Annotated in this window: 16 protein-coding genes, 1 tRNA gene and 1 pseudogene; 13 read left to right on the forward strand and 5 right to left on the reverse strand. The window is 68.3% G+C overall.

From position 1 onward, the window contains the following. The first annotated feature begins 127 nt into the window (after positions 1 to 127). From AMYBE_RS0138720 to AMYBE_RS0138745, 6 genes are all read left to right on the forward strand, one after another. Positions 128 to 1081, forward strand: coding sequence for a Ppx/GppA phosphatase family protein (locus AMYBE_RS0138720; protein WP_020664780.1), 954 nt, complete (start codon positions 128 to 130; stop codon positions 1079 to 1081). Positions 1082 to 1286: 205 nt separating this feature from the next. Further along, complete coding sequence (locus tag AMYBE_RS0138725; RefSeq protein WP_027928472.1) at positions 1287 to 2915, forward strand: peptide ABC transporter substrate-binding protein; 1629 nt, start codon at positions 1287 to 1289, stop codon at positions 2913 to 2915. 103 nt (positions 2916 to 3018) lie between these two features. Further along, a complete protein-coding gene (locus AMYBE_RS0138730) occupies positions 3019 to 3945 on the forward strand; it encodes an ABC transporter permease (protein WP_020664782.1) in 927 nt (308 codons plus the stop codon). Next, positions 3938 to 4894 (forward strand): ABC transporter permease, encoded by a 957-nt coding sequence (locus AMYBE_RS0138735; protein WP_020664783.1) that lies wholly within the window; start codon positions 3938 to 3940, stop codon positions 4892 to 4894. The genes AMYBE_RS0138730 and AMYBE_RS0138735 overlap by 8 nt, the downstream gene beginning before the upstream one ends. Before the next feature lie 5 nt (positions 4895 to 4899). Then, positions 4900 to 5925, forward strand: a complete 1026-nt coding sequence (locus AMYBE_RS0138740) for an ABC transporter ATP-binding protein (protein WP_020664784.1) — start codon at positions 4900 to 4902, stop codon at positions 5923 to 5925. Further along, entirely contained in the window at positions 5918 to 6916 is a 999-nt protein-coding gene (locus tag AMYBE_RS0138745) for an ABC transporter ATP-binding protein (protein WP_020664785.1), read from the forward strand. Before AMYBE_RS0138740 ends, AMYBE_RS0138745 begins: the two co-directional genes overlap by 8 nt. A 75-nt stretch (positions 6917 to 6991) precedes the next feature. On the opposite strand, the gene AMYBE_RS0138750 is transcribed toward AMYBE_RS0138745, so the two are convergent. The 3 genes from AMYBE_RS0138750 to AMYBE_RS0138760 all read right to left on the reverse strand — a co-directional run bounded on the left by AMYBE_RS0138750 (position 6992) and on the right by AMYBE_RS0138760 (position 9680). After that, entirely contained in the window at positions 6992 to 7975 is a 984-nt protein-coding gene (locus AMYBE_RS0138750) for an aldo/keto reductase (RefSeq protein WP_020664786.1), read from the reverse strand. A gap of 84 nt (positions 7976 to 8059) precedes the next feature. Beyond that, positions 8060 to 8779 (reverse strand): ABC transporter permease, encoded by a 720-nt coding sequence (locus AMYBE_RS0138755; RefSeq protein ID WP_020664787.1) that lies wholly within the window; start codon positions 8777 to 8779, stop codon positions 8060 to 8062. 22 nt (positions 8780 to 8801) lie between these two features. Continuing rightward, a complete protein-coding gene (locus tag AMYBE_RS0138760) occupies positions 8802 to 9680 on the reverse strand; it encodes an ABC transporter ATP-binding protein (protein WP_020664788.1) in 879 nt (292 codons plus the stop codon). A 146-nt stretch (positions 9681 to 9826) separates the two neighbouring features. On the opposite strand from AMYBE_RS0138760, the gene AMYBE_RS0138765 reads away from it, so the two are divergent. Both AMYBE_RS0138765 and AMYBE_RS0138770 read left to right on the forward strand, forming a co-directional pair. After that, on the forward strand, positions 9827 to 10963 hold the full coding sequence (locus tag AMYBE_RS0138765) for a sensor histidine kinase (protein ID WP_020664789.1): 1137 nt from the start codon (positions 9827 to 9829) through the stop codon (positions 10961 to 10963). After that, entirely contained in the window at positions 10960 to 11562 is a 603-nt protein-coding gene (locus AMYBE_RS0138770; RefSeq protein ID WP_020664790.1) for a response regulator transcription factor, read from the forward strand. The genes AMYBE_RS0138765 and AMYBE_RS0138770 overlap by 4 nt, the downstream gene beginning before the upstream one ends. A gap of 33 nt (positions 11563 to 11595) precedes the next feature. Here the strand turns inward: AMYBE_RS0138770 and AMYBE_RS0138775 are convergent, their stop codons facing one another. Continuing rightward, positions 11596 to 13086, reverse strand: coding sequence for a S10 family peptidase (locus tag AMYBE_RS0138775; protein ID WP_020664791.1), 1491 nt, complete (start codon positions 13084 to 13086; stop codon positions 11596 to 11598). Positions 13087 to 13142: 56 nt separating this feature from the next. Between AMYBE_RS0138775 and AMYBE_RS0138780 the strand changes: the two genes are divergently transcribed. The 3 genes from AMYBE_RS0138780 to AMYBE_RS0138790 all read left to right on the forward strand — a co-directional run bounded on the left by AMYBE_RS0138780 (position 13143) and on the right by AMYBE_RS0138790 (position 15401). Continuing rightward, positions 13143 to 13826: a uracil-DNA glycosylase gene (locus tag AMYBE_RS0138780; RefSeq protein ID WP_020664792.1), complete on the forward strand. Its 684-nt coding sequence runs from the start codon at positions 13143 to 13145 to the stop codon at positions 13824 to 13826. 84 nt (positions 13827 to 13910) lie between these two features. Further along, positions 13911 to 15239: an NAD(P)/FAD-dependent oxidoreductase gene (locus AMYBE_RS0138785; RefSeq protein ID WP_020664793.1), complete on the forward strand. Its 1329-nt coding sequence runs from the start codon at positions 13911 to 13913 to the stop codon at positions 15237 to 15239. An 88-nt stretch (positions 15240 to 15327) separates the two neighbouring features. Continuing rightward, positions 15328 to 15401: transfer RNA gene (locus AMYBE_RS0138790), tRNA-Leu, on the forward strand. Between the two features lie 19 nt (positions 15402 to 15420). Here the strand turns inward: AMYBE_RS0138790 and AMYBE_RS44505 are convergent. Next, a pseudogene (locus tag AMYBE_RS44505) lies at positions 15421 to 15842 on the reverse strand (IS110 family transposase); the annotation flags it as partial. Positions 15843 to 15909: 67 nt separating this feature from the next. Here AMYBE_RS44505 and AMYBE_RS43075 point away from each other — a divergent pair. Further along, positions 15910 to 16260, forward strand: coding sequence for a hypothetical protein (locus AMYBE_RS43075; RefSeq protein WP_020664795.1), 351 nt, complete (start codon positions 15910 to 15912; stop codon positions 16258 to 16260). 111 nt (positions 16261 to 16371) lie between these two features. Next, positions 16372 to 17010, forward strand: coding sequence for a hypothetical protein (locus AMYBE_RS0138805; RefSeq protein ID WP_020664796.1), 639 nt, complete (start codon positions 16372 to 16374; stop codon positions 17008 to 17010). The last annotated feature ends 130 nt before the right edge of the window (positions 17011 to 17140 follow it).

Below are 17140 nucleotides of genomic sequence, written 5' to 3' on the forward strand. Positions count from 1 at the left end.
GAAACGGGAACTCCGCCACGGTAGGTTCGCGGCGAAACGAAAAGCAAAGACGAAATTCCCGGGCAGGGGTATAGGGGCTCCCTATGGCGCGGCGCGCGGCGGCCGCGGACCCAGTAAAGTCGGGGCCATGCCTCGGGTAGCTGCGATCGACTGTGGGACCAACTCCATCCGCCTGCTCGTCGCCGAGCTGACGCCGCGCCACGACGGCACGGTCGATCTGCGCGACCTGCACCGCGAGATGCGCATCGTGCGGCTCGGCCAGGGCGTCGACGCCACCGGCCGGCTCGCGCCGGAAGCGATCGAACGCACCCGGGTCGCGCTCGCCGACTACACGATCGCGGCGCGGCGCAAGGGCGTCGAGAAGGTGCGCATGGTCGCCACGTCGGCGACCCGCGACGCCAGCAACCGCGACGAGTTCTTCGCGATGACCCGCGAGACGCTCGGCGTCGAGGCCGAAGTGATCAGCGGGGACGAGGAAGCCCGGCTGTCCTTCACCGGCGCAGTTGGCGACCAGGACCCCGAGGACGGGCCGTTCGTGGTGGTCGACGTCGGCGGCGGCTCCACCGAACTCGTGCTCGGCACCTGGAACGGACGTGAGGCCGAGGTCATCGCCGCCAAGTCGGTCGACATCGGCTGCGTCCGGATCACCGAACGCGCGCTCAAGGGCGACCCGCCGACCGCCGGCGAGATCGCCGAGGCCCGCGAACTGGCCAAGCGAATCCTCGACCAAGCGTTCGACGTCGTGGACGTCGCGAAGGCACGCACGTGGATCGGCGTCGCGGGCACGGTGACCACGTTGTCAGCCGTCGCGCTCGGCCTGCCCGAGTACGACTCGGAGCGGGTGCACCTGTCGAAGCTCACCCACGGCGACATCGACCGGCTGGCCGGCGAGCTGCTCGCGGCCGACCGCGCGACCCGGGCCGCGAACCCGGTCATCCACCCCGGACGGGTGGACGTGATCGGCGGCGGCGCGGTCGTCGTCCAGGCGCTCGCCGAGGAGCTCGCCGCCCGTGGTGGTCCGGACCAGTTGGTCGTCAGCGAGCACGACATCCTGGACGGGATCGCTTTGTCGTTGGCCTGAACCGTCGCGAACGCTCCGCGATCGTCCCGGCACCGGTCTGCCCACACCGTTACCAAGATCACGTTCAGTGATCAACCGCTGTTCGTTGTGGGCTGACCGGGTGACGGACTGTGTTGTCATTCTTTTGCAACCCGAGGAGTCCGTTACCAAGCGCCGATCACGCTAGCCTCCATCTCGCTATTCGGACGCGAGAAACGGAGGGGACATGCGGGGTTCATCCAGGCTCTGGGGCGTGGCCGCGGTCGTGACAACCTTGTCACTCGTCCTGACTGCCTGTGGGGGCGGCGGATCCAGCAGCGGCGCGTCGGGCGAAGTCGACCCGAACGGGACCTTCACCGTGTACGGCACCGAGCCGCAGAACACGCTGATCCCCACGAACACCAACGAGCTGGGCGGCACCAAGGCCGTCGACCCGATGTTCTCGGAGCTCGTCGCCTACAAGGGCGCGACCGGCGAGCCGTACAACATGATGGCGGACTCGATCACCACGACCGATTCCAAGGTCTACGACATCAAGATCAAGCACGGCTGGAAGTTCCACGACGGCACCGAGGTCAAGGCGAAGAACTTCGTCGACGCCTGGAACTACGGCGCCTACTCCCCGAACGGGCAGATCAACAGCACGTTCTTCGAGAACATCCAGGGTTACTCCGACGTGCACCCGGACGACAAGACGGCGAAGCCGACCACGGACAAGATGTCCGGCCTGGTCGTCAAGGGCGACTACGAGTTCCAGGTCACCCTGAACGCGCCGTTCTCCGTGTTCGCCACCAAGATCGGCTACACGGCGTTCGCGCCGCTGCCGGACTCCTTCTTCAAGGACCCCGCGGCCTTCGCGAAGCATCCGATCGGCAACGGCCCGATGAAGTTCGTCAGCCGCACGCCGAACGTCGACATCAAGCTGACCCGCTTCGACGACTACCAGGGCTCGGACAAGGTCAAGTTCAAGGATCTGGACGTCAAGATCTACGCCAGCCAGGAAACCGCCTACCAGGACCTGCTGAGCAACAAGCTCGACTTCATCGAGACGCTCCCGCCGTCCGCGCTCACCGCGGACAAGTACAAGACCGACCTCAAGGACAACGTGGTCACCGGGCATCTGCTGGGCATCAGCACGATCGCGGTCCCGTACTACGTGCAGGGCTACAACAACCTGGACCTGCGCCGGGCGATCTCGATGGCGATCGACCGCGACCAGATCACCAAGACGGTCATGCACGACACCTACGTCCCGGCCGACGGCTACGTCTCGCAGGGCATCCAGGGCTACCGCCCGGGCGTCTGCGGCGAGTACTGCAAGTTCGACCCGGCGAAGGCGAAGGAACTTTTCGCCAAGTCCGGTTTCCACGGCAAGCTGACCATCGCCTCGAACGCCGACGGCGGACGCAAGGAACCGCTGGTCGCCGCCTGCAACAGCATCAAGAACACGCTGGGTGTGGAGTGCGACTTCGTCCCGGCGACCGACTTCGGCCAGTGGCGCAGCATCGTGACCGGCCACAAGCTGACCGGGATGGGCCGTTCGGACTGGTCGGCGGACTACCCGTCGATCGAGGACTTCCTCAACCCGATCTACCGCACCGGGGCCTCGTCGAACGACTCGACGTACTCCAACCCGCAGGTGGACGCGCTGCTGAAGCAGGCCGACTCGACCGCGGACAAGGACGCCGCGCTGAAGCTGTACCAGCAGGCGGAGGACCTGATCGCGAAGGACCTGCCCTCGATCCCGGTGTGGGACGAGAAGGGGGTCGCGGCGAAGTCCAAGCACGCCAAGACGGTGGTCCTCGACTTCCGCCGGCGCGCGGACTACTCGTCGGTCGAGGTCACCAAGAAGTGACGCGCTGAACCGTCCGTTCCCACTACGCGGCTCGTGAGTGTTCGCGCTGGTTCCGACCGGCGCGAACACTCACGAGCCCGGCGCGCACTGCTAGGAACCACGCATGATTCGCTACGTCCTGCGCCGCCTGCTCCAGTTGATCCCGGTGTTCTTCGGCACCACCTTCCTGATCTACGCACTGGTGTGGGCCGTGCCCGGGGACCCGTTCTCCGGCAAATGCGGTCAGCAAGCCTGCCCGCAGGCCTATATCGACTTGATGACCGAGAAGTTCCACCTCAACGACAACCTGTTCGTCCAGTACTTCAAATACCTCGGGAGCCTGTTCAGCGGCGACTGGGGCGAGACGTTCAACGGCTCCTCGGTCGGCGAGCTGATCTCCACCTCCTACCCGATCACGCTGCGCCTCGCGATCGTCGCGGTGCTCATCGAGGCGGTCATCGGCCTGAGTGCCGGCGTACTGACCGGCTTGCGCGGCAAGGGTTTCCTCGACAACCTGGTGCTGGTCTCGACCACGTTCCTGATCTCGCTTCCGGTGTTCGTCACCGCGATCGTGCTGCAGATCGTGCTCGGCGTGAACCTGGGCATCATCGACGCCAGCGTTTCGGACGATCCGAGCTTCGGCGAGCTGATCGTGCCGGGCATCGCGCTCGGCAGCCTCTCGATGGCTTACGTCGCGAGGCTGACGAGAACGTCGATCGCGGAGAACCGGCACGCCGACTACATTCGCACCGCCATCGCCAAGGGGCAGCCCAACAGCCGCGTCATCGGCATCCATCTGCTGCGCAACTCGGTGATCCCGGTGCTGACCTTCCTCGGCACCGACCTCGGTTCGCTGATGGGCGGGGCGATCGTGACCGAGGGCGTGTTCAACATCAACGGTCTGGGCGGGCTGATCTTCCGGGGCATCCAGAACCGGGAAAGCGCGACCGTCGTCGGCGTCGTCGTGCTGCTCGTGATGGTGTACCTGCTGATGAGCCTGCTGGTGGACTTGCTCTATGCCGTTCTCGACCCGAGGATCCGTTATGACTGACCCGAATCTCGTCGGCGGCGGGGGAGTCGACGCGGCCCAGTTGTCGCATGTGGACAGCTCCGCCGACGCCGGTCCGAAGAAACCGCGCAGTCTCTGGGGCGACGCGTGGCGCCAGCTGCGCCGCAAGCCGGCGTTCGTGATTTCCGCGGTGATCATCCTGCTGGTGGTGCTGATCGCCATCGCGCCGGGACTGTTCTCGCACCGCGACGCCGGTTACAGCGACCTTGCGCACGCGAACGAAGGGCCGTCCGCGGACGCCTGGTTCGGCTACGACAACCAGGGTTACGACGTCTACGCGCGGACCATCTACGGGGCGCGCGCCTCGTTGCTGGTCGGCGTTTTCGCCACCGTGCTGACCGTCCTTTTCGGATCGCTCGTCGGCATCATCGCCGGCTACTACGGCCGGATCATTGACAGCCTGCTGTCCCGGCTCGGCGACATCTTCGCCGGTCTGCCGTTCGTGCTCGGCGCGATCGTCATCCTCACCACGTTCAACGCGCCCGGGTCGAACCCCGGGCAGGTCACCATCATCGTCCAGGTGGTGTGCTCGATCGCGGTGCTGACCTGGCCGGTGGCGATGCGCATCATGCGGTCCGCGACGCTGGTGGCCAAGCAGCTGGACTACGTCAAGGCAGCCCGCGCGCTCGGCGCGAGCACGCCGCGGATCGTGTTCCGGCACCTGCTGCCGAACACGATCGCGCCGGTGCTGGTGTACGCCACGATCGCGCTCGGCGCGGCCATCGGCGCCGAGGCCACGCTGGCCTATCTCGGCATCGGGGTGCGGCCGCCGGTGGTGTCGTGGGGCGTCATGATCAGCGACTCGCGCGACTACTTCCGCGCGGTCCCGCACATGCTCCTGTTCCCCGGTGCGTTCGTCACCGTCACCGTGCTCGCGTTCGTGATGCTCGGCGACGGGATCCGCGACGCGCTCGACCCGAAGTCGAGGTAGCCGCAATGTCCACAGCGTCCACTGGGTCCGGTCCGGCGGCGGCGAACGAGCTGCTGCTGGAGGTCGAAGACCTGCACGTGGAGTTCCGGACCTCCGACGGCGTGGCCAACGTGCTCAACGGCGTCGGCTATTCGGTGCATGCCGGGGAAACCCTCGCCGTGCTGGGCGAATCCGGATCCGGCAAGAGTGTCACCGCGCAGACCATCATGGGCATCCTCGACATGCCGCCGGGGGTGATCACGAACGGGGCGATCCGCTACCGGGGCGAGGACCTGCTGACCGCGTCGCCGGAACGGCGCCGGGAGGTGCGAGGTGCGGAGATCGCGATGATCTTCCAGGATGCGCTTTCCGCGCTGAACCCGGTTTTCACGGTCGGGTTCCAGATCGAGGAGCAGCTGCGCGTCCGGCAGGGGATGTCCAAAAAGGATGCTCGGAATCGAGCGGTCGAACTGCTCGACCTGGTCCGGATCCCGGCCGCGCAGCGGCGGGTGAAGGACTATCCGCACCAGTTCTCCGGCGGAATGCGGCAGCGCGCGATGATCGCGATGTCGCTCGCGCTCGACCCGGATCTGCTGATCGCGGACGAGCCGACCACCGCGCTGGACGTGACCGTGCAGGCGCAGATCATGGACCTGCTGGGGGAAATTCAGCGGGAACGGCAGATGGGGCTCATCCTGATCACCCACGACCTCGGCGTGGTCGCCGAGGTCGCGGACCGGATCGCGGTGATGTACGCCGGGCGGATCGTGGAGCAGGCCGACGTGCACGAGCTGTTCCGGTCGCCAGGGCATCCCTACACCGCCGCGCTGATGGATTCGCTGCCCCGGCTGGACCTCAAGGGGCAGACGCTGGAAACCATCAAGGGCCTGCCGCCGAGCCTGCTGGACATCCCGTCCGGCTGCCCGTTCCACCCGCGCTGCAAGCGGGCAGAGCAGCGCTGCCGGGACGAGCGGCCGTCCTCGCACGCCCTGGGCTTCGGCCGGGTCAGTGCGTGTCACTTCGCCGAAGAGGTGGTGGAGACCCGTGGGTGAGCCGATTCTCAGCGTGCGCGACCTGGTGAAGCATTTCCCGGTGCGCCAGGGCGTGCTGTTCAAGCGGACCATTGGACAGGTAAAGGCAGTCGACGGCGTGTCCTTCGATCTGCAGCCGGGCGAAACGCTCGGTGTGGTCGGTGAATCCGGTTGCGGCAAGTCGACGCTCGCCCAGGTGCTCATGCGCCTGGAGGAGCCGACGAGCGGCAGCGCGACCTTCGAAGGCCGCGACCTGTTCAAGCTGCGCGGTGCGGAGCTGCGGCGGATGCGCCGGGAGATCCAGATCGTCCTGCAGGACCCGTACACGTCGCTGAACCCTCGGATGACCGTCGGCGACATCGTCGGCGAGCCGTTCGAAATCCACCCCGACACCGCGCCGAAGGGTTCGCGGCCGAAGAAGGTGCAGGAGCTGCTGGAGGTGGTCGGGCTCAACCCCGAGCACCTCAACCGGTACCCGCACCAGTTCTCCGGCGGGCAGCGCCAGCGGATCGGCATCGCGCGGGCGCTGGCGTTGCGGCCCAAGGTGATCATCTGCGACGAGCCGGTGTCCGCGTTGGATGTCTCGATCCAGGCGCAGGTGATGAATCTGCTCGGCGAGCTGCAGGGCGAGTTCGGACTGTCCTATGTCTTCATCGCGCACGACCTTTCGGTGGTGCGGCACCTGTCCGGCCGGGTCGCGGTGATGTACCTCGGCAAGATCGTCGAGATCGGCACCGAGGACGAGATTTACGAGCGGCCTTCTCATCCCTACACCCAGGCGCTGCTTTCCGCGGTGCCGGTGGCGGATCCGCGGGTGCGCGGGCAGCGGCAGGTGATCCGGCTGGAAGGCGACGTGCCCAGTCCGATCGACCCGCCGTCGGGCTGCCGGTTCCGGACCCGGTGCTGGAAGGCCGCCGACATCTGCGCGACCGAGGCGCCGAAGCTGGAGGCGCGCACGGACGGGCATCTGTCGGCTTGTCACTTCGCGGAAGCCACCTCGGTAGTGCCGTAACCGCCAAGTAGTCCGTGAAGGGCCCCTTGAGAGACTTAGCTTCCGGTAAGGGGCCCTTCACGGACGGAGCAGGGGCTACCGCGCAGCGTTCAGCCGGGCCCGGTGGGCGGGGGAAAGCTCGAGCGCGACGCCGGCCAGGCTGTCTTCCAGCTGTGCCACCGAGGAAGCGCCGACGAGCGGGAACATCGGCAGTTCGTGGCCGATCATCCAGCTGAGCACGACCTGGTTCGCGCTCGCGCCAGTTTCCGTCGCGACCGTGCGCAAGGCAGTGAGCCGGGCGTCGGTGCCCGGATGCGCGAAATCGGGGTCGAGGTGGCGGTCTTCCCGCACGTACGCGCCGCCGAGCAGTGCCGAGTACGCCACGAGCGCGGTGCCCGGCTGGTCGCGCAGGTAGCTGAGCACCTCGCCGCTCGCGACGCCCTGGTTCCCGTCTTTGGCGCGGCGGCTCGGCAGATCGGTGCGCGGCCGCAGGTAACTGTGGTGGTACTGCAGGACTTCGTAGCCAGGAATCCCGGCCGCGGCGGCCAGGTTGCGCGCCCGCTCGACTCGCCACGTCCAGTGGTTGCTCGCGCCGAGCAGCCCGACCGTGCCCTCGGAAACCAGTTCGCCGAACGCTGCCACGGTTTCCTCCAGCGGCGTCGCGGTGTCCTCGATGTGCGCGTACAGCAGATCGAGCCGGTCCACCCCGAGGTTCTCGCGACTGCGGTCCGCCGATTCCCGGATCGTCTTGGCGGACAGCCCGTCCGGGTCGGAGAAGCCGCCGCCGGGGACGCGCGGCCGGGCGCCGATCTTGGTCGCGATGACGACTTCGTCGCCGATTCCCCGGCTTTTGCGCCACCGGCCGAGCAGTTGCTCGCTTTCGCCGCCCTGTGTTCCTTCCGCCCACCACGCGTAGTTGTCGGCGGTGTCGATGAAGGTGCCGCCGGATTCGACGAACCGGTCCAGGACGGCGAACGAGGTCGCCTCGTCCACCATGGTGCCGAAGGTCATCGCGCCGAGGCAAAGGGCGCTGACCTCGCGGCGGGTCTCCGGAGAGGCGCCGATCGTGCGGTACTTCATGGACGGTTCCCTTTCTCCTGCGGACAAGGGCATCCGATCCTTCTTACCGGGTGCGCGGCCGGCGGCACCACCGCCGGAGGGACGTCAGCGGCGCGGCTCCCAGCGGAACAGCCGGGCGGCCATCGCGATGCTCAGCACCAGCCAGGCCGCGATCGGCCCGAACAGGACCAGCGAGTCGGTGAGCGAACCTCGGCCGTTCCACGCGTTCATTACGAGTTCAGTAGAAGCGCCACCCGGAAGCAGTCGTTTCAGCACTGGAAGCTGGTCGGTACCGGTGATTCCGACCCAGCTCGCCACCGCCAGTACCGCGACCGTGATCGGCAGCGTGGTCACCTGGGCGTGCTCCGGCGAGTTGGTCAGGCCGGCCGTGGCGAGACCGAGCGCCAGCATCATCACCACCGTCGCGACGACCGCGACCACCAGCAGTACCGGGTTCTTCGGCGGGCCGGTGACCGCGCCGAGCACGATCAGGATGATCGCCACCTGCGCCGCGGCGATCGCGGTGACTGGCAGCAGCAGACCGGCCAGGATGCCGCGGTCTCCGGCCGCGGTGGAGCGGAGCCGTTTGAGGAAGAGATTCTGCCGCCGCGCCGCGAGTGTGGTGACGGTGGTCGTGTACAGCCCGATCGCGGTGATGAAGAACAGGGTCAGCGCGGCGAGGTAGCCGAGACTGCCGATCTTGGCGAAGAGTTCGTGCTTGGCGACGAAGAACGCGCTGAAAGCGGCGGGCAGGAGCACCGAGGTGACCAGTACGAGCCGGTTCCGGAAAAGCTGGATCAGCTCGGCGCGGGCGAGGGTAAGCATGGCAAGCCTTTCGCGGGATGGGTTACGCGGTGCCGATGGCTCGGAAGACGTCGTCGAGCCGGGTCGGCCCGGCTTCGAGGTCGATCAGCTCGACCGCGCTGTCTTGTGCCCAGCCGAGCAGGGTGTGCAGGTCTTTCTGCAGGCCGAAGGTCTCGATGAGGAACCGGCCGTCCTCCTCGCGGGTCGCCTGCAGCGGCGGAGCGGGCGCGTGCGGCGGAAGTCCGAAGCGGACAGTCGCGGGCAGCGTCCGGGTCAGTTCGGAGACGGTGCCCTCGCGGTGAAACGTGCCGCGATGCATCAGTCCGATCCGGTCGGCGCGCTGCTGGGCCTCCTCGAGGTAGTGCGTGGTGAGCACGATGGTCGTGCCGTCTTCGCGGAGCCGGTCCACCGCGTTCCACAGCGCGTCGCGGGACTGGATGTCCAGGCCGGTGGTGGGTTCGTCGAGGAAGACCAGATCGGGTGTTCCATAGACCGCGGTCGCGAAGTCCAGCCGGCGCTTCTCGCCGCCGGACAGCTGCGAAACCCGGGTGGTCGCCTTGCGGGTGAGGTCGGTGATGCCGAGCAGCCGCTCGACGTTGTCGGTGCGCTCGGTCAGGCTCCCGATCAGCCGGATGGATTCGCGCACCGTCAGGTCCGGCGAGAACCCGCTCTCCTGCAGCATGATTCCCATCCGCGGGCGCACCGCCCGGCGGTCGCGCGGATCCTTTCCGAACACTCGGACGGTGCCGGAGCTGGGGGCTCGGTGTCCCTCGACGGTTTCCAGGGTCGAGGTCTTGCCGGCGCCGTTGGTGCCGAGCAGCGCGTACAGCTCGCCGCGTCCGACCTGGAACGACAGGTCGCGCACGGCCTGGAAATCGCCGTAGGTGAGGTTCAGGCGGTCGACTTCGATGACTGGGGTCATGGCTTCGATTCCAGCGGGCTTCGAGACCGGCGAGTAGTGCGGCCACGTCAGCCGAAGACATGACACCGCGTCACTGGTGGGCCTTCCGCCGCTGAGGCATGCTGGGGGTCGAATCGCCTGGTCGAAGCTGTCGAAGCGGGAGCGCCATGATCGAGATCCGCTCGCGGTGGGCCCGCCGGAGCAGCTGGGCCGACACCGCGGTCCAGGCTCGGCTGCGGCGGCTCAACCTGATCACGGTGATGCCGCCGCTCGTGCTCGTCGGGCTTCTCCTGGTCGTTTTCACCGCGCATACCTGGTGGCAGGTCGTCCTGCAGGTCGTCGGGCTGTTGGCGACCGTCGCGACCGCGGAACGCTGGACAGCTGGCGACTTCATTCGCGTCGCGCGTCCATGCCTCGTGCTCACCGCGTTCGTCTGGCTCGGCGGTGCGCTGGCCGACAACGGCTCGGCGTTCTACGGGCTGGCGATGGTCGGGTCGTTCCTCATCCCGCCGATGCTGCGGCACCGGCTCGCCGCCCTGGTCGGCCTCGCCGTGCTGATCGGCCTGCTCGGCGCGACGAATCTGCTCGTGTACCACGATCACCTCGGCCATCGGCTGGTGACGTACGTGCTCTACCCAGCGGTCGGTGCGGCCGTCTCAACCGTGTTCATGTTCGCCAGCCAGAAGTTCTACGACCTGGTCGCGGAGCTGGAACAGTCGCGGGAGAAGGAAGCCGAGCTGGCAGTCGTCCGGGAACGGGCCCGGTTCGCCAGCGAGCTGCACGACATCCAGGGGCACACGCTGCACGTGGTGAAGCTGAAGGTCGCGCTCGCGGAGAAGTTGCTGCCCACCGATCCCGGCCGGGCGCAGGAGGAACTGCGCGAGGTGCACGCACTGGTCGGCGACACCATCGTGCAGACCAAGGAACTCGCCTACGCCAAACGGCGGCTCAACCTGTCCGCCGAACTGGAGAACGCGAAGAACCTCTTCGAAGCCGCTGGCATCCACGTGCGGGTGGACCGGTTCGCCGAGGTCGACTCCGAGATGGGCGAGCTGCTCGGCCAGGTGCTGCGCGAGACCACCACGAACATCCTGCGCCACGCCGAGGCGCGGCAGGTGCGGATCATGCTGACCGGGACCGGGATCAGCATCGTCAACGACGGTGCTTCCGACGACGGTGCGCCGGCCCTGAGCGGACTGTCCGCGTTGGGCAGCCGGCTGGCCGATCAGGGCGGAGAATTGACGGTGGAGCGGAGGGACGGCCGCTTTGTGACGGCGGCGGTGTTCGGGGAGGACGCGAGATGACCACGGTGGTGCTGGCGGACGACGAAGCCCTGCTGCGCAAGGCGATGGCCGCGTTGCTGCCGCTGGAGGGCGAGATCACCGTGCTGGCCGAGGCAGCCGACGGCGAGCAGGCGGTGCGGGCCGCCGTGGCGCATCGGCCGGACGTGCTGGTGATCGACCTGGAGATGCCCACTGTCGACGGACTGGGCGCGGTCGCGCGGATCCGGCGGGAGCGGCCGGAGCAGGTGATCCTGATGCTGACCCGGCACGCGCGTCCCGGCGTGCTGCGCAGGGCGCTGAAGCTGGGCGTGCAGGGATTCGTCAGCAAGTCCGCCGAGCCGGCGCACATCGCGACGGTGATCCGGACCCTGGACGAGGGCAAACGCTGGATCGACCCGGACGTCTCGGCGCTCGCCGTGGTGGACGACTGCCCGTTGACGGCGCGGGAGGTCGACGTGCTGCGCGCGACGCGCGAGGGGTACTCGGTCGCCGACATCGCGGCACAGCTGCACCTGGCCGAGGGAACGGTGCGCAACTACCTGTCGAACGCGATGCAGAAGACGCAGACCCGGACCCGGCACGAAGCCGCGCGCTACGCGCGGGAACACGACTGGCTGTGAGCGCCGGTCCGACGCCCACAGCCAGCCGGCGAATCAGCGGTTGGACGCCTTCTTGACGAACTTGCCAAGGTCCTTCGACTGCTGCAGCCGCGACGGCTCGTGTACGTACATCATGTGCCCGGCCGCGTAGTACGCGGTGTCGATGTTCTCCCGCAGCTCCTCGGGAATCTTCAGCTGCGCCAGCACGTGCTCGGAGGCGAAGTACGCGGTCGCGCCGTCGTAGTGCCCGAAAGCGACGTGCACCTGCAGATGCGGGTTCGCCCGCATGGCCGAGCTCAGCGTGTCCACAACGGACACCGAGCGGCCCTCGAAGTCCTTGTACGACCACGCCTTGTTCACTTCGTGCGACAGGATCTCGTACGGCAGGTCGTTCTGGTAGCCGAGTTCGGAGCGCACGTAGTGGTTGAACGCCGCCGCGTAGGCTCCGATGATCCGGGACACCGCCGGGTCGTCGCTCATGTGCTCGCGGCCGCCGTCCGGCTCCCAGGTGGTGAACCGGCCGTCCATCCGGCCGACCGTCTTGCCCTCCTCGCGCAGCAGTTCGGTGAAGAACCGGACGTGCTCGATCCGCAGGTTCACCCGGTCCACGTAGGACTCGCTGAGCCCGGTGAGCGACGCTAGCGTCTGCACGGCCTCGGTGCGGTCCTGAGTGGACAGCCGGGCACCGCGGGACAGCGCCCACGGCAGGTCCTTCGAGGCGAAGTCCTCGGCGTCGGCGAGCACGTCGTCGAGCGGCCGGTCGCCGTGCCGGCCGTGGTAGTGCGCGATCGCCGCGTAGGTGGGCACGAACAGCGAGTACGGCAGGTCGTTGCCTTCGTGGAAGCGCAGCGTGCCCAGGTCCAGGACGGACGAGATGAGGAGCAGCCCGTTGAGGTACAGCCCGTATCGCTCCTGCAGGTGCCCGGCCAGCGCGGCCGCGCGCAGCGTGCCGTACGACTCGCCGGCCACGAACTTCGGTGACAGCCAGCGCTCGTTGCGCGAAACCCACAGCCGGATGATCTCCGCGACCGACTCGAGGTCGCCCTGGAACCCGGTGTAGGGCTGGGCCTCACCGCCCTCGGGCACTCGCGAGTAGCCGGTGCCGACCGGGTCGATGAAGACCAGGTCGCTGTGCACGAGCAGGCTCTCCGGGTTGTCGGCCAGCCCGTACGGCGGCGGCACCAGGTCGTCCACGTCGCCGGACAGCACCCGGCGCGGGCCGAGCAGCCCCAGGTGCAGCCAGATGCTCGACGAACCGGGACCGCCGTTGAACGCGAACGTGACCGGCCGGGTGCCCGGATCCGCGTCGTCCAGGGTGTAGGCGGTCAGGAAGACCTCGGCCTTGGGCTTGTACCCCTCGGACTTGCCGTCCTTCTTGACCTCCTCGCGCAGCACGACCCGCCCGGTCTGGGCGGTGTAGGCGAGCTTGCGGCGCTTGACGGTCAGCGTGTGCTGTGTCGTCACGAGGTCGTCGGTCGGCTCCGGAGCCTTCGTCTCCTCGTCCTTGGGCTTCTCGGCGGTGTCTTCCGCGGTGGTGTCGGCCATGGCCCCAACCTAGCTCGTTCGGGCGGTCGCCAGCAGGTGACAGCTACATTGGCGGGATGCGCACGTTCGCCGAGCTCGACGCCGCTCTGGTCGAGTGCCGCGCGTGCCCCCGGCTGGTCGCATGGCGCGAGAGCGTCGCCGGGACGAAGGCGGCCTTCGCCGGCCAGCGGTACTGGGCGCGCCCGGTACCCGGCTTCGGCGCGGAGGACGCCGCGCTCGCCGTCGTGGGTCTCGCCCCGTCCGCGCACGGCGCCAACCGCACCGGCCGGATGTTCACCGGCGACCCGTCCGGCGACTTCCTCTTCCGGGTGTTGTTCGACGTGGGTCTCGCCTCGCAGCCGACGTCGACCGCGATCGGCGACGGCCTGGAGCTGCGCGGCACCCGGCTCGTCTCGCCGGTCCGCTGCGCCCCGCCGGACAACCGGCCGACGCCCGTTGAGCGGAACACCTGCCGGCACTGGCTGGCCGAAGAACTGGAGCTGCTGCGCCCCACGCTGCGCGCGGTGGTGGTGCTCGGCGCGTTCGGCTGGCAGGCCCTGCTGCCGGTCCTTTCCGCAGCTGGCTGGCCGGTTCCCGCGCCGCGTCCGGCGTTCGCGCACGGCGCGGTCGTCAAGTTCGGCGATCTCGCGGTGTTCGGCTGCTACCACGTGTCGCCGCGCAATGTCCAGACCGGCCGTGTGACGCACCCCATGGTGGCCGCCGTGTTCACCGCCGCGGCGACTGCGGCGGGGCTCATCTGAATCGTGACATCCTGCGTGGCGACGCTGGTCACAGAGGGACGGGGTACCCGAGCGGAGCAGCGTCGGAGGTGCGACTATAGGTGCATGGCTGCTGCGAAGTCGGAACCGACTCGGATCCTCGTCCTGGGTGGTGGATACGTCGGCCTGTACACCGCGTACGGGCTTCAGAAGATGCTGCGTGCCAACGAGGCCTCCGTGACCGTCGTTGACCCGCAGCCGCATATGACCTATGCGCCGTTCCTGCCCGAGGCAGCGGCCGGCGCCATCGAGCCGCGGCACGTGGTCGTGCCGCTGCGCCGCGTGCTGAAGCGCTGCCACGTGCTGACCGCGCGCGTCACCAAGATCGAGAACGACCGCAAGGCCGTCACGGTCGAGGCCGCCGACGGCCACATCGAGACGCTGAACTACGACGTGCTCGTGGTCGCGCTCGGCGCCGTCGCGCGGATCCTGCCGATCCCCGGCCTGGTCGAGGAAGGCATCGCCTTCAAGACCATCGGCGAAGCGATCTACCTGCGCAACCACATCATGACCAAGCTGGACGAGGCGGCCAGCACGCTCGACCCGGAGCTGCGCAAGCGGCTGCTCACCTTCACCGTCGTCGGCGGCGGCTTCGCGGGCGTCGAGGCGCTCGCCGAGCTCGAGGACATGACCCGGTTCGCGGTGGAGAACTACTACCCGAACATCAAGCCGAGCGACATCCGCTGGGTGATGGTCGAGGCGGCCGGGCGCATCCTGCCCGAGGTCCGCGAAACGCTGGGCGTGTACACCGTGCAGCAGCTGGAGAAGCGCGGCATCGAGGTGTACCTGTCGACCGCGGCGAAGTCGTTCGAGAACGGCCACGTGGTGCTGTCGGACGGCACCGAGTTCGACACCGACACGATCATCTGGACCGCGGGCGTCAAAGCCAACCCGGTGCTCGCCAACTCGGACCTCCCGCTGGACAAGCGGGGCCGGGTCGAAGCCACCGCGGCGATGCAGGTCGTCGGCCACCCGGATGTCTGGACCGCGGGCGACAACGCGGCCGTGCCGGACCTGGCCCGCACCGAGCAGGACCCGACGGCCACCTGCCCGCCGAACGCCCAGCACGCGGTCCGCCAGGCCCGTCTGCTGGCGAAGAACATCATCAAGGTGATCCGCGGCGGCCAGCCGAAGGACTACTACCACAAGAACCTGGGCGCGGTCGCCGGCCTCGGCCTGCACAAGGGCGTCGCGGACGCGCTGAACCTCAAGATCAAGGGCTTCCCGGCCTGGCTGTTCCACCGCGCCTACCACCTCAAGGCGATGCCGACCTGGAACCGCAAGACCCGCATCCTGTTCGACTGGATGCTCGGCGGGCTGTTCCGCCGCGAGGTCATCTCGCTGGGCCAGATCAACAACCCGAAGGCCGAGTTCGACCGGGTCAGCAAGGGCTGAGTTTTCCGGCCGAGCCGGGCCGTCCCCCGCGGGACGGCCCGGCTTTGTCGTTTCCGGGGGTGACGGAGCGGTCCGCTAGGGTAGGTGCGCCCCCGTAGCCCAATCGGCAGAGGCAGTCGACTTAAAATCGATTCAGTGCGGGTTCGAGTCCCGTCGGGGGCACGTACGAGGACGGGAACGGCTGGGCTGCCGCGGCGCCCGGGACGGTGACTGTTTGCTCGGCCAACGCGAGGATCGCGTCGACCAGTTGGCTGCCTGTGCGGAGTGCGTGCGCTGCGGCGATCGCGGTGGGCTCGCGCCGACCGGCTTTGCGGATTCCGCCCGGTCCGCCGCAGCGAGACAGGATTTCTAGCACGCCGGATGGGCGATGCGCGGACCGATGGCGCGTTCGAGGGCAGGCTGGATGCCGGTGAGCAGGCCGCTGATGCGGTTGCTGGCCCGGATCGCTTCCGCAGCGAGGTCGTCGTTGAACCCGACCGGCACGTCCAGTTCGACCAGGGTGCCGTCGCCGACGTTGATCCGGCGCAGCGAGCGGGGTGCGTCTGCGATGAACGCGTCTCGCGCGTCGGTTTTCGCTTTGCCGGGGTAGCGGTCGTAAGCGCGTGTCATCGAAACCTCATCTGGCGTCACTAGCTTTCGATGTGAACCAAGCCAGTGGAGAGGGAAAGCCATGGATCTGTTGCACATCCTGCTTCGGCCGATTCTCGTCGCGCTGCTGCTCGCGGCCGTGAGCGGCATCAGCATCGCGGTCCGGAAGCGGAAGGTCGCCAAGGCCGAGGCATCCGCCCCGGCACCGGTCGAGGACCACTCGCAGGCGTTGCTGCGCCAAGCTCAGCAGTACGACTACGGCCGGGACGCGCTGGCCCAGCAGGGGCAGCAGGCGGAAGCGCTTGCCCAGGCCCAGGCGTCGGTCAACAGCTGGCACCAGCTCACCCAGGTGCGCCCAGGGCGGTTCCAGGCCGAACTCCACGCTGCGTCCACGCGCCTTCAGCAACTGCAAGCCACCACCGGCCACGTCTGATCCCCAGCCGTGTGACGTTCGGCCACTAGATGAGCCTGGTTGGGCTCCGCCGAAAGCGAGATTGAGATGCCTGCTGCCCTGTGGTCCGGCCGACGCGCCGCCCCTGCTGAGGTGACCGCCGACATCGCCCGGGTACTCGGGACCGAGCTCGGCCTGCCCTGCCCGCCCTCGACGATGACGTTGTCGCCGGACAGCGACGGGGTCCCGGCTGGGAGCCTGTTGCCGCCGCGCGAGCGGTTCAGCGGAATGCCGGCGCCGACGGAGGGTTTCGTCTACCTCGACTCCCAGACGCCACGGCCGTTCGAGCTGCGCGCCGCCATCATGAGCGGCCGCACGGCGGTTCGCCGGGCTCTTGGCCTGGGTCAATTGCTTTACGCGGTGCCCCTGCGCTTGCCGCGTCCGGTCCGGGCCGCGTTGGGCGCGCGCCGCAGCACCAGCTTCTCGCCATTCGAAGGGGAGCCGGCGGTCGCGGACCTGTTGAACGCGGACGGGGATCTGGTGCGTGAGGCCAACTTGCTGGCCTCCACGACGGCCGGGACCCAGAAGATGAGCATCAGCGTGCCCGGCGTCACCTATGGGCAGACTTGGAACGTGGACCGGCTGCTGGCCATCGAGCCGCTGCCGCAGGGCGCGATTCTGCTCGTCCGCACGCTGCACCGCGCCGCCCCGCGCGGCTGGACGCTTCGCGCGGATGCCGTGCTGGCCTTGGCTTCCCGGATCGAATTCGCGCTCAGGGTCGTGCCAGCATAACGATGGTGCTGGTACTGCTGGCCATCGTGGTTCTCTCGCCACTGTCTGGCTGGGCACTGCTTGCCTGGACCCGGCGCGATCGGGGCGGCGCTGCTCGTCGCCTGCACGACGCCGCTGGATTGTCTAGTCC

It is taken from the genome of Amycolatopsis benzoatilytica AK 16/65 (assembly GCF_000383915.1).
Classification (GTDB): Bacteria; Actinomycetota; Actinomycetes; order Mycobacteriales; family Pseudonocardiaceae; genus Amycolatopsis; species Amycolatopsis benzoatilytica.